Genomic DNA, 23,669 nt, shown 5'->3' with positions numbered 1-23,669 from the left:
GGAAAAAGTATGCGAAAGTTTTTTAAATATTTCTTATTTATTGTTGTTTTTTTATTCCACGGTTTTATGTTTTCCGTAGTGAATTATGTATTTCCTCATTACGATGTGACGCGTGTTACTGGCGTAGAAGTTAAACGTGTTGATAAAGATGGTCCCATCACAAAATCGAATCCAGCTGATGGCCCAACACGTGATGTGTATTACATCAATACGCAAAATGACGATGGCAAAATTATGGTGTATCGCAATGAAGATACACGTTGGGGGTTCCCATTCTACTTCAAATTTGGATCAGCCAATTTACAGGCTGAAGCGCAGGCTTTGGGTAATGACAACAAACTTGTACAAATTAAATACTATGGTTGGCGTATTACGATGATGGATGAATATCGCAATGCAACCTCAATTAAAGAAATGACTGCTGATGACACGTCAAGTCATCCAATCGTTTCTTGGATTTTCTATGCATTCCTGTTAGCTACTTTATTCTTGTCTATTCAATTTGTTCGCGGCTGGTTTGACAGCGAAGAGTAATATCCTGAACGGCCGCAAAGTGCGGTCGTTTTCTTTCATATTTTTGAGTAATGATTATGGAATTATTTCATACTATTTTGGCGATTATTGCCTTAATTCTAATTAGTGCAGTTGTTTCTTCTGCAGAAATTTCACTGGCGGGTTCGCGTAAATTGAAACTACAAACTCTAGCTAATGAAGGAGATGTGCGCGCGCTTCAAGTGCTTAAATTACAAGAGCATCCTGGTCGTTTTATTACCGTGGTTCAAATTGGTTTGAATATGGTGGCGATTCTTGGCGGGGGAATTGGTGAAAGTGCACTAAGCCCTTATATCGCGGAAATTTTAAGCCGCTCTTTTGTGGGCGATTGGATTGAACCAACCGCTTCTACAATCGCGTTTGTATTGGTTACTTGTTTCTTTATCTTATTTGCTGATCTTATTCCAAAACGTATTGCCATTACTTATCCTGAAATGGTGGCGTTGCGCGTTGTCGGCATTATGAATTTCAGTATGTTTGTCTTTAAGCCACTTGTGTGGTTTTTTGATACGCTTGCTAATGTATTTTTCCGCTTACTTCGTATTTCCACTGTGCGTGAAGATGGCATGACATCTGAAGATATTTTCGCCGTAGTAGAAGCGGGCGCAGAGGCTGGTGTATTGAAAACTCAAGAGCATTATCTCATCGAAAATATTTTTGATATGCAATCCCGTACAGTGACTTCCACCATGACTACGCGTGAAAATATCGTGTATTTAGACCGCACTTTTTCTCGCCAAGAAGTCATGGATACGCTTTCTCGTGATTCTCATTCTAAAATCGTGATTTGTGACAATAGCCTCGACAAAATCTTAGGTTATGTCGAATCCCATACGTTACTAACCATGTATTTGCAGAATGAAAATGTGGTTCTCACTGATCCCAAACTACTCCGTAAAGCATTATTTGTGCCTGATACACTTTCTCTTTACGAGGTGTTGGAATTGTTTAAATCTACTGGTGAAGATTTTGCGATTATTGTAAATGAATACGCTCTTGTAGTTGGTATTGTTACGCTAAATGATGTGATGAGTATTGTTATGGGGGAATTGGTTTCTAACGAAGAAGAATATATTGTTAGTCGTGATGAAAATTCATGGCTTATTGATGGCGCAACGCCATTAGAGGATGTGACACGAGTGTTAGATATTGAATCTTTCCCTGATGAAGAAAATTACGAAACCATCAGTGGCTTTATGATGTATATGCTACGTAAAATCCCGAAAAAAACCGATTCTGTGATTTACGGAAAATACAAGTTTGAAGTGATTGATACGGAAAACTTTAAAATCGACCAGATTTTGGTGTCTTTAGTAAAAGAGGCGGAATAATTACCGCCCTTTCTTTAATCCCCTTCAGCCAGTATAATGGCAGCGTTTTATTAACTTTAATCAGGTATGACTATGTTTAAAAAAATCTCTGTTTTATTTTTTACGTTAATGTTGGCAGGTTGTTCTTCTTGGTCATCGGTTACCAACTATATTCCATTTATGGGGAACGATAAAAAAGTGATTGATTTAGATAAAGATAAAATCGATCAGAAATCCTATGCAGCAGCTTATGAAGCGACAGTGGCGACATATAAAGGTCGCGTGAATGAAAATTTCTTTGTAGATAATTTTGCAAGTGGTGCCAATGATTGGTATTTAGGTCGTATTTTAGTTCCTGTGAAACAAATTCAGGATAAACTTTATACTGGCGGCCATGATTCTGATGTATATGCTTATTATAGCGGCGTGTTACATGCGGAAGCATTGCAAGCGAACCTTAAACGTTTGAGTGCAAATTGTTGGGAAAAAGTGGATTCGCAAAGCATGACTCAAGGTATTTATGATGCGATGCGTGACTTACAAAAAGGCAAAGAGCGCGGTGAAAATGATGAATATATTGCGCAAGGTAGTGAAGCACTGCTGAAAGCCTGCACATCTAAATAATTGTTTTTCAACAAGCTGCTGGTCGATTTATTTCATCAGCAGCTTTATTTTTAAATTATTAAGGAGCAAGAATGTTAGAACTTTCGGAAAGCAACATTCATTTAAATGCTAACGCAGCTGATAAACAACAAGCGATTGAAATGGCAGCGTCCGCATTAGTTCAAGCAGACAATGTGGAAAATGGTTACTTACAAGGAATGCTAGCGCGTGAACAGCAAACCTCAACTTTTTTAGGCAATGGCATCGCTATTCCTCATGGCACCTTGGATACTCGTTCGATGGTAAAGAAAACGGGTGTGCAAGTGTTTCAATTTCCTCAAGGCATAGAATGGGGTGAGGGAAATATTGCTTATGTCGTAATTGGTATTGCGGCGCGATCTGATGAGCACTTGTCTTTATTGCGCCAACTTACTCACGTTTTGAGTGATGAAGATACCGCAGCGAGATTAGCAAAAATCACTGATATTGCTGAATTTCGTGCGATTTTAATGGGTGAAACTATCGAACCATTTGAAATTCCTGATGCTAATATCAGTTTAGATGTAGATACCCAAAGTTTATTAACTTTAGTCGCGATTAATGCGGGGCAATTGCAGGTGCAAAGTGCGGTGGAAAATCGCTTTATTTCTGAAGTGATAAATAATGTGGCATTACCGCTTGGCAAAGGGTTATGGGTAACGGATTCTGTCGTAGGAAATGTGAAAAATGCCTTAGCATTTAGTCGTGCCAAAACGATTTTTAGCCACAATGGCAAAGCGGTAAAAGGCGTGATAACTGTTGCAGCCGTCAGTGATCAAATTAATCCAACTTTGGTGCGTTTATTAGATGATGACGTTCAAACAACCTTGCTCAATGGTAATTCAACAGACATTTTGACCGCACTTTTGGGGGTATCGAGTGATGTTGAAATTCAATCTGTAGAGGGTGCCGTTGTAGGAACCTTTACAATTCGTAATGAACATGGTTTACATGCCCGTCCAAGTGCAAATTTGGTTAATGAAGTGAAAAAATTCACGTCGAAAATTACCGTGCAAAATCTTACTCGTGAAAGTGAAGTCGTCAGCGCAAAAAGCTTGATGAAGATTGTTGCGCTTGGTGTAACACAAGGTCATCGTTTACGTTTTGTGGCAGAAGGGGAAGATGCAAAACAAGCTATTGAAGCATTGGGCAAAGTGATTGCCGATGGCTTGGGCGAGAATGTTTCTGCAGTGCCACCATCTGAACCTGACACCATTGAGATTATGGGAGAACAAATTCACGCACCAGCGGTAAGCGAAGATAATAACTTGCCGGCAAATGCCATTGAGGCAGTGTTTGTGATTAAGAACGAACACGGTTTGCATGCTCGCCCAAGTGCAGTGTTGGTAAACGAAGTGAAAAAATATAATGCCTCTGTGGCGGTTCAAAATCTTGATCGTAATTCTCAATTAGTGAGCGCTAAAAGCTTAATGAAAATTGTGGCATTAGGCGTAGTGAAAGGGACTCGTTTACGTTTTGTTGCGACGGGCGATGAAGCGCAACAAGCTATTGACGGAATAGGTGCTGTGATTGAATCGGGTTTAGGGGAATAGTATGGCAAGCGTCGTAACAATTACTTTAAATGCCGCCTATGATTTAGTCGGGCGTTTAAATCGTATCCAACTTGGTGAAGTAAATACCGTAGAAACTCTAGGTTTATTTCCTGCTGGGAAAGGCATTAATGTCGCAAAAGTGCTAAAAGATTTAGGCGTTGCTGTTGCAGTAGGCGGTTTCTTGGGCAAGGATAATTCAGCTGATTTCGAGCAAATGTTTAATAAGCACGGTTTGGAAGATAAATTCCACCGTGTTGATGGCAAAACGCGTATCAATGTAAAAATTACCGAGACTGAAGCGGATGTGACAGATTTAAATTTCTTGGGATATCAAATAAGCCCACAAGTTTGGCAACAATTTGTGACGGATTCTTTGGCTTATTGTTTAAATTATGACATTGTCGCAGTGTGTGGCAGTTTACCTCGAGGTGTGTCTCCTGAATTATTTGCTGATTGGTTAAATCAGCTTCACCAAGCTGGCGTAAAAGTTGTGCTTGATAGTAGCAATGCTGCGCTCACCGCGGGATTAAAAGCGAAACCTTGGCTAGTAAAACCCAATCATCGAGAACTTGAGGCTTGGATTGGTCATCCATTAAATCGTTTTGAAGACATTATTTCCGTTGCACAGCAACTCAAAGCGGAAGGCATTGAAAACGTGATTATTTCAATGGGCGCAAAAGGTTCTTTATGGATTAATAATGAAGGTGTGCTCAAAGCCGAACCACCAAAATGTGAAAATGTAGTGAGTACCGTTGGGGCAGGGGATTCAATGGTAGCAGGCTTAATTTATGGTTTTGAAAAAGGTTTATCTAAAGCAGAAACCCTAGCTTTTGCTACGGCTGTGTCCGCTTTTGCGGTGTCTCAAAGTAATGTCGGTGTGAGTGATTTGAGTTTACTTGACTCCATTTTAGAAAAAGTACAAATAACGATGATTGAAGGATAGTATGAAGTTATTTTTAACCCAATCAGCTAATGTAGGCGATGCGAAAGCCTATTTATTACATGAAGTTTTTCGAGCAGCTGCGCAAAAAGCGAATGTTTCTATTGTAGAAACACCAGCCGAAGCAGATCTTGTTCTCGTATTTGGTTCTGTCTTACCAAATAACCCCGCTTTAGTCGGTAAAAAAGTCTTTATTATCGGCGAAGCTATCGCCATGATTTCACCTGAAGTCACGCTGGCAAATGCCTTAGCCAATGGGGCAGATTATGTTGCACCGAAAAGTGCGGTGAGTTTTACAGGTGTTTCTGGTGTAAAAAATATTGTTGCGGTAACTGCTTGTCCAACTGGCGTTGCACATACGTTTATGTCAGCCGAAGCGATTGAAGCCTATGCGAAAAAACAAGGTTGGAATATAAAAGTTGAAACCCGAGGTCAAGTTGGGGCTGGTAATGAAATTACTGCAGAAGAAGTCGCGGCGGCTGATTTGGTATTTGTTGCAGCAGATATTGATGTGCCTTTAGATAAATTTAAAGGTAAACCAATGTACCGCACTTCAACAGGATTAGCCTTAAAGAAAACCGAGCAAGAATTTGATAAAGCATTTAAAGAAGCCAAAATTTTTGATGGTGGAAATAATGCGGAATCGAAAGAAGAAAGCCGTGAGAAAAAAGGTGTGTACAAACACTTAATGACTGGTGTTTCTCATATGTTACCGTTAGTGGTTGCGGGTGGATTGTTGATTGCGATTTCCTTTATGTTCAGTTTCAATGTAATTGAAAATACTGGGATTTTGCAAGATCTTCCAAATATGTTGATGAATATCGGTAGTGGTGTGGCGTTCAAGTTAATGATTGCCGTGTTTGCCGGTTACGTTGCATTTTCTATCGCGGATCGTCCAGGACTTGCAGTTGGTTTGATTGCTGGGATGCTGGCAAGTGAAGCGGGCGCAGGGATTCTTGGCGGTATTATTGCAGGTTTCTTAGCGGGCTATGTGGTGAAAGGGCTAAATGTGATTATTCGATTGCCAGCAAGCCTGACTTCATTAAAACCGATTTTAATTTTACCGCTCTTAGGTTCAATGATCGTTGGTTTGACGATGATTTACCTCATCAATCCACCAGTTGCTGAAATTATGAAAGAGCTAAGTAATTGGCTTACTTCAATGGGCGAAGTGAATGCGATTGTGTTAGGCGCAATTATCGGTGCAATGATGTGTATCGATATGGGCGGGCCGGTAAATAAAGCAGCATACACCTTTTCTGTTGGATTGATTGCATCCCAAGTTTATACGCCAATGGCTGCGGCAATGGCCGCTGGTATGGTTCCACCAATTGGTATGACAGTGGCGACTTGGATTGCTCGCAATAAATTCACCGTTAGCCAACGCGATGCGGGGAAAGCATCATTCGTTCTTGGTTTATGTTTTATTTCCGAAGGTGCATTACCATTTGTGGCAGCAGATCCAATTCGAGTCATTATTAGTTCTGTGATTGGTGGTGCGGTGGCTGGTGCGATTTCAATGGGATTAAATATTACATTACAAGCTCCACACGGCGGGTTATTTGTAATTCCATTTGTATCTGAGCCGTTGAAATATCTTGGTGCAATTGCGATTGGTGCTTTATCAACAGGTGTGGTTTACGCCATTATTAAATCGAAAAACAATGCGGAATAATACCGCACTTTGAATGTAAAAAAGCCGATTCATTTGAATCGGCTTTTGTTTTGGACTAGATTTATTTTTCACGATCGTCGATCGTTTGTAGCAAATAATTTCCTTCAGCGTCAGCAAGACTACGGAAACCTACATTCGTGATTTTGTAGGGATACTTTGTTCGATAAGTAAAGTTTTCGTGATGATGTCCGTGGAATACTTGCTTAACCCCCATCTTCATTGCCAAATCATTAATTACTTGGAAACCCATCGGATGTGGTTTAGGGGCTTCGTGACAAATCAACACATCCGCTTGTTGGTTTTCTAAGATTTCAATGTCTGATGGAAAAATTGATGTGCGGTGACGTAAAGGCACACCGCCTCGCCAGATTTTTTCCTGTGGGCTATATTGGCAATAATGAATAGGATCAAAAAACATGGGGCGATTGGGCGGCATCCAGATTTGCCCGCGGAATACACCGCCTAATCCCGCAATGCGAGTACCTTGAATATCAACTACGCGATTGTGTAAATTCCGTGATTGCCATTCAGAGCCCCAAATCGCATCAAAAGCACTAATTGTTTTACTATCATGATTTCCATGAATAAACCAAATATCACAATGTTGCGCAAGTTTATCCAATTCATCTGTTGTCGTGAGCTGCAAATCGCCTAAAATTATGAGTGCGACATTTTCCTGTTCTCTCACAAAAGGGTAAATATGATCGTAGCTTCCGTGTGGATCACCGGCAAATAAGATCATTGATGTTTTCCTTTTATAACAAATGGACTATTTTGCAATTCACTGATTTCTTCTTCATTTAACACTTTCTCAATGACTGCTTTCACTTGGTTATAGCGATCAAGATAACTTGGCGATTCAATCTCTATATAAGGGACTTTATATTTATCTAACAGTTTTTTGAGTAGTTGTTGAAATTGTTGGCGTTGTTTTTGTGAGCCTAAGCTACGCAAGCCATCATCCACCCATTCAGTATTGTTTTTCAGCAAAATGGTGACATCGAAGGGATATTCTTTAATCATTGAGTCTAAAAATGGATGGGCTTTCCCTTCATACTGAATGCAGAACGCTTGCGTGGTGATGAAATCCGTATCAATAAATGCAATTTTATGAGCATGGCGCACGGCATAATCAATGTATCGTTGATGACCAAGAGCCATTTGTGGATAGTCAGAATATTGCATCGCTTGCTCGTTGCCACCTAGTTTTTCAAATACAAATTCACGCCCGTATTCCCACGCGGAAGTGGTATTAAATACGGCGGCTAACTTATTCACCAGCACGCTTTTACCACTGCTTTCTCCCCCTAAAATTGCCACCGTTTTGGCAAAGAAAGGACGAACTTCTTTCGGAATAAATTTCCAATATTGGAATGGTGTGGTGCGAATTTTGGTTGCGGACACATTAAAGAAAGTGCGGTCAGGATCGACTAACGAAACTTCTAAACCTAGGTATTTCTCGTAAGGTGCTTTATCTTGAGGTTCGCTACTAAATACGATTGAAGGTTCAAAATGTTTTTCATGAAATAGGGTTTTAACTGCTTCACTCCACGATTGCCAGCCATTTGGATAACTTGGAATACCGTCTTCAACCAAATGATGAATAAAAATCTGATTTTTTTGATATTTGAAAATTTGCTGCATCCAACGCAAACGATCTTGCACGGTTGGCATACGTTTCATTTTACTATCGTAAAATAATTTCAAATCGCGCTCCGTATCACTACACACGATAACGTGCAGTTCATCTACTTTACTGAACGCTTCATAAATCATATTTATATGGCCTGTGTGTACAGGATAAAATTTCCCGAAAATCACACCGACTTTTTTCTCTTTTGCTTTTGACATAATCCGCTCTTGATAGCGTAAGAATTGAGTGCGTTTATTGTAGGCTAAATGAAAATATTTTTCACGTTCTGATTTAGTGCCTAGGTATTTTGCGCTATACTTAGCGCGCATTCTCAGGGCAGGGTGAAATTCCCTACCGGTGGTAAAGCCCACGAGCGTTTAAAAGTGCGGTCAATTTTTGGCAAATTTTTCCTGCTAAATTGCCCTAACTTTCACTTTTAAAGTCAGCAGATTTGGTGAGATTCCAAAGCCGACAGTAAAGTCTGGATGAAAGAGAATAAAACGAGTTGGGTTCCCAAATCGTTCATTTTATTTGCATTTCTCAGCCCTGATTCTGGTATTTAATTGAAGTCTCAAATTAAGGAAATTACTATGAATCAGTCAATTTTATCTCCATTCGGCAATACCGCTGAAGAACGCGTACTTAATGCAATTAATGCCTTCAAAAATGGAAATGGTGTATTAGTTTTAGATGATGAAGATCGTGAAAATGAAGGCGATTTAATTTTCCCGGCAGAAACAATCACGTCAGAACAAATGGCAAAATTAATTCGTTATGGCAGTGGTATCGTTTGTTTATGCATTACCGATGAACGTTGCCAACAACTCGATTTACCGCCAATGGTAGAACACAATAATAGTGTAAATAAAACGGCTTTTACGGTGACAATTGAAGCCGCGAAAGGTGTTTCTACAGGCGTATCTGCCGCAGACCGAGTCACAACCATTCAAACGGCGATTGCTGATAATGCAGTTCCAACAGATTTACATCGTCCTGGCCATGTATTTCCACTTCGTGCAGCAAATGGTGGTGTACTTACTCGCCGCGGACATACTGAAGCTTCCGTTGATTTAGCACGTCTGGCAGGATTTAAACATGCAGGCGTGATTTGTGAAATCACGAATGATGACGGCACAATGGCTCGCGCCCCTGAGATTGTAGAATTTGCAAAGAAATTTGGTTATTTTGTGCTTACTATTGAAGATTTGGTTGAATATCGTTTAGCACATAATATTTAATTTTAGAGAGAAAAGTGCGGTTAAAATTTCTATGATTTTTCACCGCACTTTTTATATTATACTGTTCCACTTTTTTATTTATTTGGGTTACTTTTATGCACAGCACAGCACAGCACAGCACAGCACAGCACAGCACAGCACAGCACAGCACAGCACAATTATGTTATTAGTTTAACGACTGAACAAAAACGCCGAAAACATATTACAGAGGAATTCGGTAAGCAGAATATTCCGTTCGTATTTTTTGATGCTATCACGCCCAATCTTATTGAAGAAACCGCTAAAAAATTTAATATAACCTTTGATCGTTCATCAAAAGCTACTTTGTGTGATGCTGAGATAGCCTGTGCATTAAGCCATATCATTTTATGGAATTTCGTTTTAGAAAATAATTTAGATTATATTAATATTTTTGAAGATGATATTTATTTGGGCGAGAATGCAAAGGAATTGTTGAGTGTTGATTATATTGATAGTGATACAGATATTTTGAAATTAGAAACGTTATATGGAAAAATAATGCTCGGCAAAATGTATCAAATAAAATGTGAGCGCAATATTTTCCATTTAAAATTTAAACACACAGGAATGGGTGGGTATTCAATAACAGCTAAAGGCGCTAAATATTTACTCAATAAGATAAAAAATACTCGACTAGATCTCGCAATTGATACGCTAATATTTGATGACTTATTAAGTCAGAATGACTATAAAGTAATGCAACTTTTCCCAGCTGTATGTATTCAAGATTGTATTCTTCATGGTAAAAGCCATTTCGAGAGTAGTTTAGATGAGGGAAGATTAAGTGTTCATAAAAACCAAATTCCCGCTAAACCTTTAGCTAAAATAAAAAATGAATTTATTAGAATAAAAAGACGGATATTTGGAAAACAAGTTCCATTTAAATAACAAAAGTGCGGTTAAAAATCTTATTAAATTTTAACCGCACTTTTTTATTTATTTTACTTCTGGTAAATTTACCGCACCTTTATAGCCTAATTGTCGCCACGCTTCATAAATCGTTACTGCGACAGAATTAGACAAGTTCATACTGCGGCTATTGGCTGTCATTGGAATACGGATTTTTTGTTCCATCGGCATTTCATTTAAAATTGACATTGGAATGCCGCGAGTTTCGGGGCCAAACATTAAATAATCCCCTAGTTCAAATTTCACTTGGCTATGTGCTGAACTGCCTTTTGTTGTAAGTGCAAAGAGACGTTTGGGTTTTTCGCTTTCTAAAAAGGCTTCAAAAGTCTTGTGGCGTTTGATTTCCGCAAATTCATGATAATCCAAACCTGAGCGGCGTAAGCGTTTATCATCCCAAGTAAAACCTAGGGGTTCAATTAAGTGCAAGCGAAATCCTGTATTGGCACAAAGGCGGATAATGTTACCGGTATTTTGTGGGATCTCTGGTTCATATAAAACGATATCTAACATAATTTTTCTCTAATTCTGATATAAACGATAACTCACCATTCCTGTCGTTTTTTCTTTCAATAACGTCCAGTTTTCAGGAGTGATGAGCGGTTTGTCTTTCTCTGTTTCTACGTAAATTAACGCATTGGGTTTTAGCCAATTATTTTCACAAAGCAAGTTAATTGCTTGTTCTGCCAAATTAAAATGAAAGGGGGGATCTAAAAACACCACATCAAAGTGCGGTTGATTTTGTGGCTGTTTTAGAAAATCCAAACTACTTTGATTAATCACTTCAGCCTGTTCAGATGAGCATTTGAGCGTTTGTAAATTCTTTTTTAATTGATTGGCGACGGTTTTATCTAGTTCTAAAAAAGTCACTTTTTTCGCTTGGCGAGAAAGTGCTTCAAAACCTAATGAACCACTCCCCGCAAAGCCATCTAAACATTCAGATTGGTGGATATAAGGCATTAACCAATTAAAAAGCGTTTCTTTCACTCTATCGCCAGTTGGGCGTAAGCCTTCTGAATTTAATACGGGAAGTTTTCGCCCTCGCCATAGTCCAGCAATAATGCGAACCTCGCCCTTTGCATTTGGCGTTTGTATTTTTTTCATAAAGATTCGATTTTTATTGAAAATTGTGCTTAGTTTAGACGATTTTTTGCTAGAATGAACGACATTTTTATCGGATTACAGTTAAGAGAGCATTTTATGGCTGAAGAAAATAAAAAAGGCGGATTTTGGGCATCGTTATTTGGGCGTAATAAAAAGCAAGATGAACCTAAAATTGAGCCGATAATTGAAGAAGAAAAGATAAAAGATATCGAGTCGTCTATTGAAAAACTTGAAACTCATGATTTAGTCGAAGAAGAAAAAATACAGGAAATTTCAACCGCACTTGAGCCAGTCGAAGAAATCATCGAAGCGAAAAAGTTAGAAGATGATCTTCAGCCTGTTGTTGAAATTGAAACTCGCGAAAAGCCAAGTGAAGGTGGCTTTTTTAGTCGTTTAGTTAAGGGATTACTGAAAACTAAACAAAATATTGGCGCGGGGTTTCGTAGCTTTTTCTTAGGAAAGAAAATTGATGATGAGTTGTTTGAAGAATTAGAAGAGCAACTTTTGATTGCGGATATTGGTGTGCCGACAACAAGTAAAATCATCAAAAATTTGACTGAACATGCAAGCCGTAAAGAATTACAAGATGCCGAGCTTTTATATCAACAATTAAAAGTAGAAATGGCGGATATTCTTGAGCCAGTAGCACAACCGTTAGAGATTGATAGCACGAAAAAACCTTATGTGATTTTAATGGTGGGCGTAAATGGCGTGGGTAAAACAACGACAATTGGTAAGCTCGCACGTAAATTTCAGGCTGAAGGAAAATCAGTGATGCTTGCGGCGGGCGATACTTTCCGTGCAGCGGCTGTTGAGCAGCTTCAAGTTTGGGGAGAACGTAATCATATTCCAGTTGTTTCGCAAAGCACTGGCTCTGATTCTGCATCGGTAATTTTTGATGCGATGCAATCAGCGGCTGCACGCAATATTGATATTCTTATTGCGGATACGGCGGGTCGTCTTCAGAATAAAAATAACTTAATGGACGAACTGAAAAAAATTGTTCGTGTTATGAAAAAATATGACGAAACTGCACCACATGAAATTATGCTTACGCTGGATGCTGGAACGGGACAAAATGCTATTAGCCAAGCGAAGTTATTTAATGAGGCTGTCGGTTTAACAGGGATCTCTCTAACAAAATTAGATGGCACGGCAAAAGGCGGCGTGATTTTTGCCATAGCCGATCAGTTTAAGTTGCCTATTCGTTATATTGGCGTGGGCGAGAAAATTGAAGATTTACGTGAGTTTAATGCCAAAGAATTTATTGAGGCATTATTCGTTCATGAAGAAGAATAAAAAGAATAAGGAAAAATTGTGATTAAGTTCTCAAATGTTTCTAAAGCCTATCATGGTGCAACGCAGCCAGCGTTACAAGGCTTGAATTTTCATCTTCCAGTGGGAAGTATGACTTACTTAGTTGGGCATTCAGGCGCAGGGAAAAGTACATTACTCAAGCTTATTATGGGAATGGAAAAAGCCAATGCTGGTCAAATTTGGTTTAACGGACACGATATTACTCGCTTGTCGAAATATGAAATTCCATTTCTGCGTCGCCAAATTGGTATGGTTCATCAAGATTATCGTTTATTAACAGATCGTACTGTGGTGGAAAATGTGGCATTGCCGTTGATTATTGCAGGTATGCATCCAAAAGATGCGAATACTCGAGCAATGGCATCTTTAGATCGTGTAGGATTACGTAATAAAGCGCACTATTTGCCACCACAAATTTCTGGCGGGGAGCAGCAACGTGTTGATATTGCACGTGCGATTGTGCATAAACCTCAACTCTTATTGGCAGATGAACCAACGGGTAATTTAGACGATGAACTTTCTTTAGGCATTTTTAATTTGTTTGAAGAATTTAATCGCCTTGGAATGACCGTGTTAATTGCTACTCACGACATTAATTTAATTCAACAAAAACCAAAACCTTGTCTTGTGCTTGAACAAGGTTATTTACGTTATTAAGGAATAATCATGAGCCGACCGGATGCATCTGTTTTTGTTCAAACAGCCTATACTTTGCGTGCAGTATGGGCGGATTTATGGCAACGTAAATTTGGCACGCTGCTCACGATTTTGGTTATCGCTGTTTCTCTGACGATCCCAACCGTGAGCTATTTAATGTGGAAAAATTTACATTTAGCGACCACGCAATTTTATCCGGAAAGTGAATTGACGATTTATCTTCACAAAAATTTAAGTGAAGAAGACGCGAATTTAGTGGTAGAGAAAATCCGTCAACAAGAGGGGGTGGAATCACTGAATTATGTCTCTCGTCAAGAAAGTTTAAAAGAATTCAAAAGTTGGTCTGGCTTTGGTGAAGAATTAGAAATTTTAGATGATAATCCATTACCTGCGGTCGTTATGGTAAAACCAACGAGCGAATTTAATGTTTCAGAAAAACGTGATGAGTTACGTACCAATTTAAATAAAATCAAAGGGGTACAAGAAGTTCGCTTGGATAACGATTGGATGGAAAAATTAACCGCACTTTCTTGGTTAATTGCCCATGTGGCAATTTTCTGCACTGTATTAATGACGATAGCGGTATTTTTAGTTATTGGTAACAGTATTCGCTCTGATGTGTATAGTAGCCGATCAAGTATTGATGTGATGAAATTGCTTGGTGCAACAGATCAATTTATCCTTCGTCCTTATCTTTATACAGGGATGATTTATGCCGTGTTAGGTGGATTAGTTGCTGCAATTTTTAGTAGCTTTATTATCAGCTATTTTACTTCTGCCGTGAAATATGTAACGGATATTTTTGCCGTCCAATTCAGTTTGAATGGATTAGGTGTTGGGGAATTTGTATTCTTATTAGTGTGCTGTTTAATTATGGGATATGTTGGTGCGTGGATTGTAGCAAAACGACATATCACGCTATTAGATAACCATCAGTAATTTTAATATGTGAAGTGCGGTGATTTTTCTAGGTATTTTTCGATTAGAAAATATGGCGATAAATGACCGCACTTTTTATTTGCTTTGAATAAATCCCTTGCAATTTGTTTAACTTTTGTGTAGTATTTGCAGACTTTCAATATGAAAGTCGTTTAATGTAATCATTTATTAAACGAGCATGACGATATGTCACGCTAAACAATGTTTCCGATTTGGAGACTATATAACAGGTAACTTGCACCTCCTTTTCTATTTTGAAGTTAGAATTGTGATTGGTGTTGGTTTTTTTATTAGCTAAATTTTATTGGAGCTCTGGTCTAATGCAGAACCAAAGAATCCGTATCCGCTTAAAAGCTTTCGATCACCGTTTGATCGATCAATCTACTGCGGAGATCGTAGAAACAGCTAAACGTACTGGTGCACAAGTTCGTGGTCCAATTCCTTTACCAACTCGTAAAGAGCGTTTCACCGTGTTGATTTCTCCACACGTAAATAAAGACGCACGTGACCAATACGAAATTCGTACTCACAAACGTTTAGTAGATATCGTAGAGCCAACAGAAAAAACTGTTGATGCATTAATGCGTTTAGATTTGGCTGCCGGCGTGGACGTGCAGATCAGCCTAGGTTAATTAAGAGGTTATTACAATGATTGGTTTAGTCGGTCGTAAAGTTGGTATGACCCGTATCTTCAATGAAGACGGTGTTTCTGTACCAGTTACCGTTATCGAAATCGAAGCCAACCGCGTAACTCAAGTTAAAACTCTTGAAAACGATGGCTATACTGCAGTTCAAGTTACTACTGGTTCTAAAAAAGCGAATCGTGTAACTAAACCTGAAGCAGGTCATTTCGTGAAAGCAGGTGTTGAGGCTGGTCGCGGTTTATGGGAATTTCGTACTGAAGGTGAAGAATTCACTTTAGGTCAAGAAATCAATGTTGACATCTTTGCAGATGTTAAAAAAGTAGATGTTACTGGTACTTCTAAAGGTAAAGGTTTCCAAGGTGGTGTTAAACGTTGGAACTTCCGTACTCAAGATGCGACTCATGGTAACTCTTTATCACATCGTGTACTTGGTTCTATTGGTCAAAACCAAACTCCAGGTCGTGTGTTTAAAGGTAAAAAAATGGCAGGACATTTAGGTGCTGAACGTGTAACTGTTCAATCACTTGAAGTTGTTCGTGTAGATGCTGAGCGTAAATTGCTATTAGTAAAAGGTTCTGTACCTGGTGCTATCAATGGCGATGTTATCGTTAAGCCAGCAGTTAAAGCATAAGTCTAGGAGATAGAGATGGAATTACAAGTTGTAGGTGCAAACGCACTAACTGTTTCTGAAACTACCTTCGGACGTGAGTTTAACGAAGCGTTGATCCACCAAGTTGTTGTTGCTTATGCAGCAGGTGCGCGTCAAGGTACTCGTGCTCAAAAAACTCGTGCTGAAGTGTCTGGTTCAGGTAAAAAACCTTGGCGTCAAAAAGGTACAGGTCGTGCTCGTGCTGGTGATATTAAATCACCAATCTGGCGTTCTGGTGGTATAACCTTCGCGGCTAAACCACAAGATCACAGCCAAAAAGTGAACAAGAAAATGTACCGTGGTGCTATCAAAAGCATTCTTTCTGAATTAGTTCGTCAAGACCGTTTGGTTGTTGTTGAAAAATTCGAATTAGATGCACCAAAAACTAAAGTTTTAGTACAAAAATTAAAAGATTTAGCAGTTGAAGATGCATTAATTATCACAGCAAGTTTAGATGAAAATCTATTCTTAGCAGCACGTAACTTATATAAAGTTGATGTACGTGATGTTCAAGGTATCGATCCAGTTAGCTTAATCGCTTTCGATAAAGTGATTGTTACTGTTGACGCTGTGAAACAAATTGAGGAGATCCTAGCATGAGTCAAGAACGTTTGCTAAGCGTGCTACGTGCACCGCACATCTCTGAAAAAGCAACTAACAATGCTGAAAAATCTAACACTGTTGTACTTAAAGTTGCTTTAGATGCGAACAAAGCTGAAATTGCTGCTGCTGTTGCTCAATTATTTGAAGTAAAAGTTGACTCTGTTCGTACCGTGGTTGTTAAAGGTAAAACTAAACGCCGTGGTAGCAAAATGGGTCGTCGCAGCGACTGGAAAAAAGCTTATGTAACTTTAGCCGAAGGCCAAAACTTGGACTTCGTGGACAGTGCAGAGTAATCGGAGGAAATTAGAGAATGGCTATCGTTAAATGTAAGCCGACCTCCGCTGGTCGTCGTCACGTTGTTAAAATCGTGAACCCTGAATTACACAAGGGTAAACCTTACGCACCTCTTCTAGATACTAAATCTAAAACTGGTGGTCGTAACAACTATGGTCGTATTACTACTCGTCACATTGGTGGCGGTCACAAACAACACTACCGTTTAATCGATTTCAAACGTAACAAGTTAGACATCCCAGCGGTTGTTGAGCGTTTAGAATATGATCCAAACCGTTCTGCTAACATTGCTTTAGTGCTTTATAAAGATGGTGAACGCCGTTATATCTTAGCACCTAAAGGTTTGTCAGTAGGCGATCAAATCCAAGCTGGCGTAAACTCACCAATTAAAGTGGGTAACTCATTACCAATGCGTAATATCCCAGTTGGTTCAACAGTACATAACGTTGAATTAAAACCAGGTAAAGGCGGTCAAATCGCTCGTTCTGCTGGTGCTTATGTACAAATCATCGCACGTGAAGGCAACTACGTAACTTTACGTTTACGTTCAGGCGAAATGCGTAAAGTATTAGCTGAATGTGTTGCTACAATCGGTGAAGTTGGTAACTCAGAACATATGCTTCGCGTATTGGGTAAAGCTGGCGCTAACCGCTGGAGAGGTATTCGCCCTACAGTTCGTGGTACAGCAATGAACCCAGTAGATCACCCACACGGTGGTGGTGAAGGTCGTAACTTTGGTAAACACCCAGTAACTCCTTGGGGCGTTCAAACCAAAGGTAAGAAAACTCGTCACAACAAACGTACTGATAAATATATCGTACGTCGTCGTGGCAAATAATAGATTAAATTAAAGAGGATTAGCCATGCCACGTTCTCTCAAGAAGGGTCCTTTCCTTGACCTACACTTGTTGAAGAAGGTAGAGAAGGCGGTGGAAAGCGGGGATAAAAAACCAATCAAAACTTGGTCCCGTCGTTCAATGATCATTCCATCAATGATCGGATTGACCATCGCAGTCCATAATGGTCGTCAGCACGTTCCTGTTTATGTATCTGATGAAATGATCGGTCATAAGCTTGGTGAATTTGCACCGACTCGTACATACCGCGGTCACGCGGCAGATAAGAAAGCTAAGAAATAAGAGGTAAAGAGATGGAAACTATCGCAAAACATCGTTACGCTCGCACTTCTGCCCAAAAAGCTCGCTTAGTTGCCGATTTAATTCGTGGTAAAAAAGTTGCGCAAGCATTAGAAATCTTAACTTTCACTAACAAAAAAGCAGCAGCTTTAGTGAAGAAAGTTTTAGAATCAGCTATTGCAAACGCAGAGCACAATGACGGTGCAGATATCGATGATCTTAAAGTTGCTAAAATCTTCGTTGATGAAGGTCCTAGCATGAAACGTGTTATGCCACGTGCTAAAGGTCGTGCAGATCGTATTTTAAAACGTACTAGCCACATTACTGTGGTTGTGTCAGATCGTTAATAAGTAGAGGAATAGCAATGGGTCAAAAAGTACATCCACATGGTATTCGCCTAGGTATTGTTAAACCTTGGAGCTCTACTTGGTTCGCGAATACACAAGACTTCGCTGACAATCTTGAAGGCGATTTCAAAGTACGCAAATTCTTAAATAAAGAATTAGCAAATGCTTCAGTTTCACGTATTACTATTGAGCGTCCAGCTAAAAGTATTCGTGTAACTATTCACACAGCTCGTCCTGGTATCGTAATCGGTAAAAAAGGCGAAGATGTTGAAAAATTACGTAACGCAGTGTCTAAAATCGCTGGCGTTCCTGCTCAAATCAACATTGCTGAAGTGAAAAAACCTGAATTAGATGCGAAATTAGTTGCAGATAGCATCGCTTCTCAATTAGAACGTCGTGTAATGTTCCGTCGTGCAATGAAACGTGCGGTACAAAGTGCTATGCGTTTAGGTGCTAAAGGTATCAAAGTTGAGGTTAGCGGTCGTTTAGGTGGTGCAGAAATCGCACGTTCAGAATGGTATCGTGAAGGTCGCGTACCTCTACATACTCTTCGTGCGGACATCGATTATAACACTGCAGAAGCTCACACAACTTACGGCGTAATCGGCGTTAAAGTGTGGATCTTCAAAGGTGAAATTCTTGGTGGAATGGCTGCCGTTGCGCAATCAGAACAACAACCTGCCGACAAGCCTAAAAAGGCTCCACGCGGTAAAGGTCGTAAGTAAGGAGAAACGCTAAATGTTGCAACCAAAACGTACAAAATTCCGTAAAGTTCACAAAGGCCGTAACCGTGGTATCGCGGGCGGTACTGAAGTTAGTTTCGGTAGTTACGGTTTAAAAGCAGTTGGTCGTTGTCGTTTAACCGCTCGTCAAATCGAAGCGGCACGTCGTGCAATGTCACGTGCAGTAAAACGTCAAGGTAAAATCTGGATTCGTGTATTCCCAGATAAACCAATTACTGAAAAACCATTAGAAGTCCGTATGGGTAAAGGTAAAGGTAACGTTGAGTACTGGGTAGCCTTAATCCAACCGGGTAAAGTGCTTTATGAAATGGATGGTGTGTCTGAAGAAGTAGCAAGAAATGCATTTGCATTAGCAGCTGCTAAATTGCCAGTTAAGACCACTTTCGTAACTAAGACGGTGATGTAATGAAAGCTCAAGATTTACGTACAAAAAGTGTTGAAGAGCTGAATGCTGAATTAGTAAACCTTTTAGGTGAACAATTCAAGTTGCGTATGCAGACAGCCACCGGTCAGCTTCAACAAACCCATCAGGCTAAACAAGTGCGTCGTGATATTGCACGTGTAAAAACTGTATTAACCGAAAAGGCGGGTGAGTAATGACTGATAAAATTCGTAGCGTACAAGGTAAAGTTGTTAGCGACAAAATGGAAAAATCTTTCGTTGTTGCTATTGAACGTAAGGTAAAACACCCTTTATATGGTAAATTTATCCGTCGTACAACTAAATTACACGTACACGATGAGAACAATGAAGCCAAAGTTGGTGATACCGTAGAGATTCGCGAATGTCGCCCTCTATCAAAAACCAAATCTTGGACTTTAGTTCGTGTTGTTGAGAAAGCAGTTATTGCTTAATTAATAACAAAGAGTAATAAAATAAAAGCCAATAGTGTGAGTCTATTGGCTTTTTTGTTTTTAAAGTGCGGTTAAAATTCAATGAATTTTAACCGCACTTTTTCTTTTAGTAAGTCAATTTCGCAAAGAAGTATACTTCTTTTAGGTGTTATTGACATAACACCTAAACAAACACTGATAAAAATATTTTTAATAATGGTACTGGAGAAGATTATGCCAAAAATTTCATTATCGAGTAAATGGTCTTGCGATGGACGTGAGCTAAAACCTAAATCGGGTGGTAGTTCTAGTGATGTTTGGGTTTTAAGTGGTAAAGAAATTAAACCTAAATATATTGGTACTTCTAAAGATGTCTGGGTATGGGATGGGCGAGAATTAAAGCCAAAATATGTTGTTCGCCCTGGTGATATCTGGGTTGTAGATGGAGATAAAATTAAGCCTAAAGTTAGCGCATCATCTAATAATACCTATGAACTAAATGGTAACCCTATCCTAGTTGCCTTTGGTCAAGTTGTTTTAAAACTTTGGTAATCTGGGGCTAGTTATGTCTAAACAAATTAGAAGTTGTGCAATTTATAAAGATTTAATTATTGAATCTGCTGAAGATTATACCGTTACTATCAGATGTCGTGACAGAAAAACACGAAGCATGTTAAGAGAAATTTCTGAAGATCTTGGTTTTGAATATTCTGATGAGTGGAATACTCGTTATTTTGGTCATAGATTAATTAATTTCATCAACGGAATTGATACCCGTAAAGAAACGACAAAATTAGCAGAGGATAAATTCCCAGAAGAACTTATCAATGATACAGATACTACTGGGAATATTTCTAATGAAGATTGGGAGTGGTGGTGCAGTTTATCTTATGTAATGAAGTGTGTTCTATTATGGAATCTTAAAGATAAATTCCTTGAAGCTGATCGTAATTTAATTCCTGAATTGGATACTGAAAATAGAGATATTTCTATTTCAGTTGATCTTAACGATAGAAATACAACCATTAGCTACTATGTAGGTAAATATTTAACTGGTCAGTATGATTCAGAACGAAAATATAACCAAGGAACGCTTACTTCTCTTATTATTCCGCAGGTTTATGATGTAGAAGATGATTTCGACAAGTTATCACATATTAAGCAATTGTCATCATTATCACTTAGAGATAAAGATATAATTGTTCAAGGATATGTAATATCAATGATTGCTAGTATTCCTCAATTAGAAGAATTAGATCTTTCAGGTAATGATCTATTTTTATATTCATTAGACTCACTTAAGGATATTAAAAATCTTAAAAAAATCTATTTAGAGAAAGTAAAAATCCCATTTACAGAGGATTACTTGGGGGATAAAGAATTAAATGTAGTTAAAGAATTGCTGCCAAATTGCGAGATTATTGCATAGTAAAGTATTATTACGTGCATATGAATTTTATGAAACTATATAAAATAGTAAGTTAAATATTTATTCTGCATCTTGGTATAATTAATTATAGCCTATATAAACTTTAAATATTAATTATATATAGGCTATTTTTATTGTCTAATAAATTGGAGTTGGTTTATGATATAAAAATATTAGAAATTTTGCAGTTTATAATGAGTTACGTATAGAATTAGGCGACAAAGATGTTAAAGTAATATATCGTGATACAGTTAAAATATTACGTGAAATTCTTAATAGATTGGGTATTGTCTATGGGAAAATGGAAAGTCCTCAATGTTTGAGTTACCGACTTATTTCCCATATAAATGGAAACTCTAATTTTTCAAAGGACGCTGATGGCTATGCTGAGTATGATGAGTTTTTAATTGAAAAAGTCAGTGGACATGTAACGGTGATGCATCGCAATCTCAACTCTATATTAGACGAAATAGCAAAATCAGTTGGTTTTGAATTCGAAAATGAGAAAAACAGCAATGACTTTAACAAAGCTCTAATAAACTTTATTAATGGTCAAAAAATTGGAAAGATAAGCCAAATGTCAGAAGATGAGATTGCTGACAATGAGTTTATTTCTGATGCAGATTGGGATTGGTGGTGCCATTTATCTGATACAATGAAGTATATATTAATACATGATCTTCCTAATCAAGAAGAGGAGATTGGCATCATAGAGTTTTACGATGAAAATGATTTTGATACAGAAGCAGATATATATGATCGAGATACTTTTGGAATCTTATTAGGAGAATATGTAACAGGATTATATTTGTTAGATGATACTTTTATAGAGCCAGTGCTTGATAATATAAATATCCCTAACAATGTTTATGAGATTGATAATTTGGAGCCTTTACTCTACTTAAATAATTATATTTTATCTATTTCATTTAGAGATTGGAGTGGCCTAATTAGCGAGGTTATGTTTAATTCGATTGTTAGATTTAATAAGTTAGAAAGTTTAGATCTTTCCTATAATAGAATAAATATTGATGAATTGTATAAACTTAGTAAATTAAATCATTTAAAAGAACTTTATATAAGACGAGTAATGAACTTTGATGATGAACTTGTTGAATTTAATGAAACGGAATTCTCTAAATTAAAAGCTGCGTTGCCTCATTCTGAAATCATGATGTAATGACTTGATGGTATATAAAATCTATGGTTACGATTAGATTGAGTTAGACATTAGTTTTATAAAGTGGAGAAAATGTGGAAGAATATTTACCCCCTAAACCCAGTGTTTCAGAAGTTAATAAACATCTTAAAGGATGGAAAAAACTTGAAAAATATATTTCACAAGAAAAAGCGTTAAATAAACTATTTCTAAAGTTATTACCTGAGAATCTTGAGATTAGTGATATTTTATTGAAAACATCATGCTTAAATGATTTTTATAGTACAAATATATTTGCTATTCATCATCTTGCAAAGCATATTTTGGGTATTAAAGATCTAGATAAACGTTTAAAATCTGGTGATATTGAATTAGTTCGTGAATTAGGAGAAGTAACAATTGGTGGTAAGGAGAAGTATTTTTACTCTTTTGCAACTAAATATTGTAGTCATCATAATCCAATTGCTTTCCCAATTTATGATAGCTATGTGGAGCAAGTTCTCCTCTATTTTAATAAAGTAGATAAATTTTCAGCGTTTAAAAGGAAAGATTTAAAAAATTACAGAAAATTTAAAGAGGTTTTGATAGATTTTCAAAGATTTTATAAATTAGAAAGATTTAATTTAAAAGAACTCGATCGGTATCTTTGGCTTTTAGGCAAGGAGATTTTCCCAAAATCTAAAAACTGATGAATTTATCTAAGGTAAGAGAAGAGAGCATTTTATTTTTTCTGCAGTTTATTTTTCATTAGATGAGCTTTTGAGAATAATATAGGGGTATTTTACAATTCTAAAAGTGCGGTAAATTTTAACTGGATTATTTAGTAAATAGGTTAAGAAGAGAAAGGTAAATTATCATTGCCTTTCTCTTTTTCTTTTGATAGAATCCGCCACCTATCCGCCATTCTATCTGAGTAGTGCGGATGGGTTCGTCCCGAAAGGGTGTTTTTTTAATCTTAACGGAGCACTAATATGATCCAAGAACAGACTATGCTGGATGTTGCTGATAATTCAGGCGCTCGCAGCGTAATGTGTATCAAGGTTCTAGGTGGATCGCACCGTCGTTATGCTGCGATTGGTGACATCATCAAAATTACTGTAAAAGAAGCAATTCCACGCGGTAAAGTAAAAAAAGGTGATGTACTAAAAGCAGTTGTTGTGCGCACCAAGAAGGGTGTTCGTCGCCCAGATGGCTCAGTTATTCGTTTCGATGGTAACGCTTGTGTAATTTTAAATAATAACACTGAGCAACCAATCGGTACTCGTATTTTTGGACCAGTGACTCGTGAACTTCGTTCTGAGAAATTCATGAAGATCATTTCTTTAGCTCCAGAAGTACTGTAAGG

The 23,669-nt window shown here is 38.0% G+C and carries 30 protein-coding genes, 1 pseudogene and 1 riboswitch; of the genes and pseudogenes, 27 read left to right on the top strand and 4 right to left on the bottom strand.

All coding sequences use genetic code 11. The annotated features are described in order from the left end of the window. Positions 1–9: 9 nt before the first annotated feature. The 6 genes from DV428_RS00775 (at position 10) to DV428_RS00750 (ending at position 6,672) form a co-directional block, all read left to right on the top strand. Complete coding sequence (locus DV428_RS00775) at positions 10–534, top strand: DUF1523 family protein (RefSeq protein ID WP_114908334.1); 525 nt, start codon at positions 10–12, stop codon at positions 532–534. A gap of 50 nt (positions 535–584) precedes the next feature. Beyond that, the gene (paeA, locus tag DV428_RS00770; protein ID WP_114908333.1) at positions 585–1,883 is read left to right on the top strand and encodes a polyamine export protein PaeA; all 1,299 of its coding nucleotides are present in this window, start codon (positions 585–587) and stop codon (positions 1,881–1,883) included. Between the two features lie 72 nt (positions 1,884–1,955). Continuing rightward, a complete protein-coding gene (locus tag DV428_RS00765; RefSeq protein WP_162790755.1) occupies positions 1,956–2,486 on the top strand; it encodes a hypothetical protein in 531 nt (176 codons plus the stop codon). Between the two features lie 71 nt (positions 2,487–2,557). Further along, positions 2,558–4,057, top strand: coding sequence for a fused PTS fructose transporter subunit IIA/HPr protein (gene fruB, locus DV428_RS00760; RefSeq protein ID WP_114908332.1), 1,500 nt, complete (start codon positions 2,558–2,560; stop codon positions 4,055–4,057). A gap of 1 nt (position 4,058) precedes the next feature. Then, the gene (fruK, locus tag DV428_RS00755) at positions 4,059–5,000 is read left to right on the top strand and encodes a 1-phosphofructokinase (protein WP_114908331.1); all 942 of its coding nucleotides are present in this window, start codon (positions 4,059–4,061) and stop codon (positions 4,998–5,000) included. Position 5,001: 1 nt separating this feature from the next. Next, positions 5,002–6,672 (top strand): fructose-specific PTS transporter subunit EIIC, encoded by a 1,671-nt coding sequence (locus tag DV428_RS00750; protein ID WP_114908330.1) that lies wholly within the window; start codon positions 5,002–5,004, stop codon positions 6,670–6,672. Between the two features lie 61 nt (positions 6,673–6,733). Here DV428_RS00750 and DV428_RS00745 read toward each other — a convergent pair whose 3' ends face one another. After that, positions 6,734–7,414 carry a metallophosphoesterase family protein gene (locus DV428_RS00745; protein ID WP_046950480.1) on the bottom strand — a complete coding sequence of 227 codons (681 nt, stop codon included), beginning with the start codon at positions 7,412–7,414 and terminating at the stop codon, positions 6,734–6,736. Further along, the gene (nadR, locus tag DV428_RS00740; RefSeq protein WP_114908329.1) at positions 7,411–8,634 is read right to left on the bottom strand and encodes a multifunctional transcriptional regulator/nicotinamide-nucleotide adenylyltransferase/ribosylnicotinamide kinase NadR; all 1,224 of its coding nucleotides are present in this window, start codon (positions 8,632–8,634) and stop codon (positions 7,411–7,413) included. Before nadR ends, DV428_RS00745 begins: the two co-directional genes overlap by 4 nt. Next, positions 8,629–8,806: riboswitch (FMN riboswitch) on the top strand. (Overlaps the previous gene by 6 nt.) Before the next feature lie 89 nt (positions 8,807–8,895). Here nadR and ribB point away from each other — a divergent pair. Both ribB and DV428_RS00730 read left to right on the top strand, forming a co-directional pair. Next, positions 8,896–9,543, top strand: a complete 648-nt coding sequence (gene ribB, locus DV428_RS00735) for a 3,4-dihydroxy-2-butanone-4-phosphate synthase (RefSeq protein ID WP_114908328.1) — start codon at positions 8,896–8,898, stop codon at positions 9,541–9,543. A 165-nt stretch (positions 9,544–9,708) separates the two neighbouring features. After that, the gene (locus DV428_RS00730; protein WP_114908327.1) at positions 9,709–10,452 is read left to right on the top strand and encodes a glycosyltransferase family 25 protein; all 744 of its coding nucleotides are present in this window, start codon (positions 9,709–9,711) and stop codon (positions 10,450–10,452) included. A 48-nt stretch (positions 10,453–10,500) separates the two neighbouring features. Here the strand turns inward: DV428_RS00730 and trmL are convergent, their stop codons facing one another. Together trmL and rsmD are read right to left on the bottom strand one after the other, a co-directional pair. Continuing rightward, positions 10,501–10,983, bottom strand: coding sequence for a tRNA (uridine(34)/cytosine(34)/5-carboxymethylaminomethyluridine(34)-2'-O)-methyltransferase TrmL (gene trmL, locus DV428_RS00725; protein ID WP_114908326.1), 483 nt, complete (start codon positions 10,981–10,983; stop codon positions 10,501–10,503). A 9-nt stretch (positions 10,984–10,992) separates the two neighbouring features. After that, positions 10,993–11,574, bottom strand: coding sequence for a 16S rRNA (guanine(966)-N(2))-methyltransferase RsmD (gene rsmD, locus DV428_RS00720; protein WP_005644366.1), 582 nt, complete (start codon positions 11,572–11,574; stop codon positions 10,993–10,995). Between the two features lie 96 nt (positions 11,575–11,670). On the opposite strand from rsmD, the gene ftsY reads away from it, so the two are divergent. The 19 genes and pseudogenes from ftsY (at position 11,671) to rplN (ending at position 23,667) form a co-directional block, all read left to right on the top strand. Beyond that, the gene (gene ftsY / locus DV428_RS00715; protein WP_162790754.1) at positions 11,671–12,873 is read left to right on the top strand and encodes a signal recognition particle-docking protein FtsY; all 1,203 of its coding nucleotides are present in this window, start codon (positions 11,671–11,673) and stop codon (positions 12,871–12,873) included. An 18-nt stretch (positions 12,874–12,891) separates the two neighbouring features. Beyond that, positions 12,892–13,548, top strand: coding sequence for a cell division ATP-binding protein FtsE (ftsE, locus tag DV428_RS00710; RefSeq protein ID WP_005632750.1), 657 nt, complete (start codon positions 12,892–12,894; stop codon positions 13,546–13,548). A gap of 9 nt (positions 13,549–13,557) precedes the next feature. Next, entirely contained in the window at positions 13,558–14,487 is a 930-nt protein-coding gene (gene ftsX, locus DV428_RS00705; RefSeq protein ID WP_114908324.1) for a permease-like cell division protein FtsX, read from the top strand. A 320-nt stretch (positions 14,488–14,807) separates the two neighbouring features. Beyond that, positions 14,808–15,119, top strand: a complete 312-nt coding sequence (gene rpsJ, locus DV428_RS00700; protein WP_001181005.1) for a 30S ribosomal protein S10 — start codon at positions 14,808–14,810, stop codon at positions 15,117–15,119. Positions 15,120–15,135: 16 nt separating this feature from the next. Next, complete coding sequence (rplC, locus tag DV428_RS00695) at positions 15,136–15,762, top strand: 50S ribosomal protein L3 (protein WP_005632753.1); 627 nt, start codon at positions 15,136–15,138, stop codon at positions 15,760–15,762. 15 nt (positions 15,763–15,777) lie between these two features. Further along, complete coding sequence (gene rplD, locus DV428_RS00690) at positions 15,778–16,380, top strand: 50S ribosomal protein L4 (protein WP_005625901.1); 603 nt, start codon at positions 15,778–15,780, stop codon at positions 16,378–16,380. Continuing rightward, entirely contained in the window at positions 16,377–16,676 is a 300-nt protein-coding gene (rplW, locus tag DV428_RS00685; RefSeq protein WP_005625900.1) for a 50S ribosomal protein L23, read from the top strand. The genes rplD and rplW overlap by 4 nt, the downstream gene beginning before the upstream one ends. A 17-nt stretch (positions 16,677–16,693) precedes the next feature. After that, complete coding sequence (rplB, locus tag DV428_RS00680; RefSeq protein ID WP_005625898.1) at positions 16,694–17,515, top strand: 50S ribosomal protein L2; 822 nt, start codon at positions 16,694–16,696, stop codon at positions 17,513–17,515. A 25-nt stretch (positions 17,516–17,540) separates the two neighbouring features. Beyond that, positions 17,541–17,816, top strand: coding sequence for a 30S ribosomal protein S19 (gene rpsS / locus DV428_RS00675; RefSeq protein WP_005539416.1), 276 nt, complete (start codon positions 17,541–17,543; stop codon positions 17,814–17,816). Positions 17,817–17,827: 11 nt separating this feature from the next. Further along, complete coding sequence (gene rplV, locus DV428_RS00670) at positions 17,828–18,160, top strand: 50S ribosomal protein L22 (RefSeq protein WP_005625897.1); 333 nt, start codon at positions 17,828–17,830, stop codon at positions 18,158–18,160. Between the two features lie 17 nt (positions 18,161–18,177). Then, positions 18,178–18,885 (top strand): 30S ribosomal protein S3, encoded by a 708-nt coding sequence (rpsC, locus tag DV428_RS00665; RefSeq protein ID WP_005625894.1) that lies wholly within the window; start codon positions 18,178–18,180, stop codon positions 18,883–18,885. Positions 18,886–18,898: 13 nt separating this feature from the next. Beyond that, on the top strand, positions 18,899–19,309 hold the full coding sequence (rplP, locus tag DV428_RS00660; protein ID WP_114908323.1) for a 50S ribosomal protein L16: 411 nt from the start codon (positions 18,899–18,901) through the stop codon (positions 19,307–19,309). Further along, entirely contained in the window at positions 19,309–19,500 is a 192-nt protein-coding gene (gene rpmC / locus DV428_RS00655; RefSeq protein WP_005625888.1) for a 50S ribosomal protein L29, read from the top strand. Before rplP ends, rpmC begins: the two co-directional genes overlap by 1 nt. Further along, positions 19,500–19,757 (top strand): 30S ribosomal protein S17, encoded by a 258-nt coding sequence (gene rpsQ, locus DV428_RS00650; protein ID WP_005625886.1) that lies wholly within the window; start codon positions 19,500–19,502, stop codon positions 19,755–19,757. The genes rpmC and rpsQ overlap by 1 nt, the downstream gene beginning before the upstream one ends. A gap of 81 nt (positions 19,758–19,838) precedes the next feature. After that, positions 19,839–20,288 (top strand): hypothetical protein, encoded by a 450-nt coding sequence (locus DV428_RS00645; protein ID WP_239993708.1) that lies wholly within the window; start codon positions 19,839–19,841, stop codon positions 20,286–20,288. A 13-nt stretch (positions 20,289–20,301) separates the two neighbouring features. After that, positions 20,302–21,165, top strand: a complete 864-nt coding sequence (locus tag DV428_RS00640) for a hypothetical protein (RefSeq protein WP_114908321.1) — start codon at positions 20,302–20,304, stop codon at positions 21,163–21,165. 655 nt (positions 21,166–21,820) lie between these two features. Continuing rightward, a pseudogene (locus tag DV428_RS09790) lies at positions 21,821–22,102 on the top strand (hypothetical protein); the annotation flags it as partial. 317 nt (positions 22,103–22,419) lie between these two features. Continuing rightward, positions 22,420–23,013: a hypothetical protein gene (locus tag DV428_RS00630; protein ID WP_114908319.1), complete on the top strand. Its 594-nt coding sequence runs from the start codon at positions 22,420–22,422 to the stop codon at positions 23,011–23,013. 282 nt (positions 23,014–23,295) lie between these two features. After that, a complete protein-coding gene (gene rplN, locus DV428_RS00625) occupies positions 23,296–23,667 on the top strand; it encodes a 50S ribosomal protein L14 (protein ID WP_005548786.1) in 372 nt (123 codons plus the stop codon). Positions 23,668–23,669: the final 2 nt, after the last annotated feature.

This window comes from Haemophilus haemolyticus (assembly GCF_003352385.1).
GTDB lineage: Bacteria > Pseudomonadota > Gammaproteobacteria > Enterobacterales > Pasteurellaceae > Haemophilus > Haemophilus haemolyticus_I.
The sequence above is the reverse complement of the archived record's forward strand: the minus strand, read 5'-3'. Positions and strand labels throughout refer to the sequence as shown.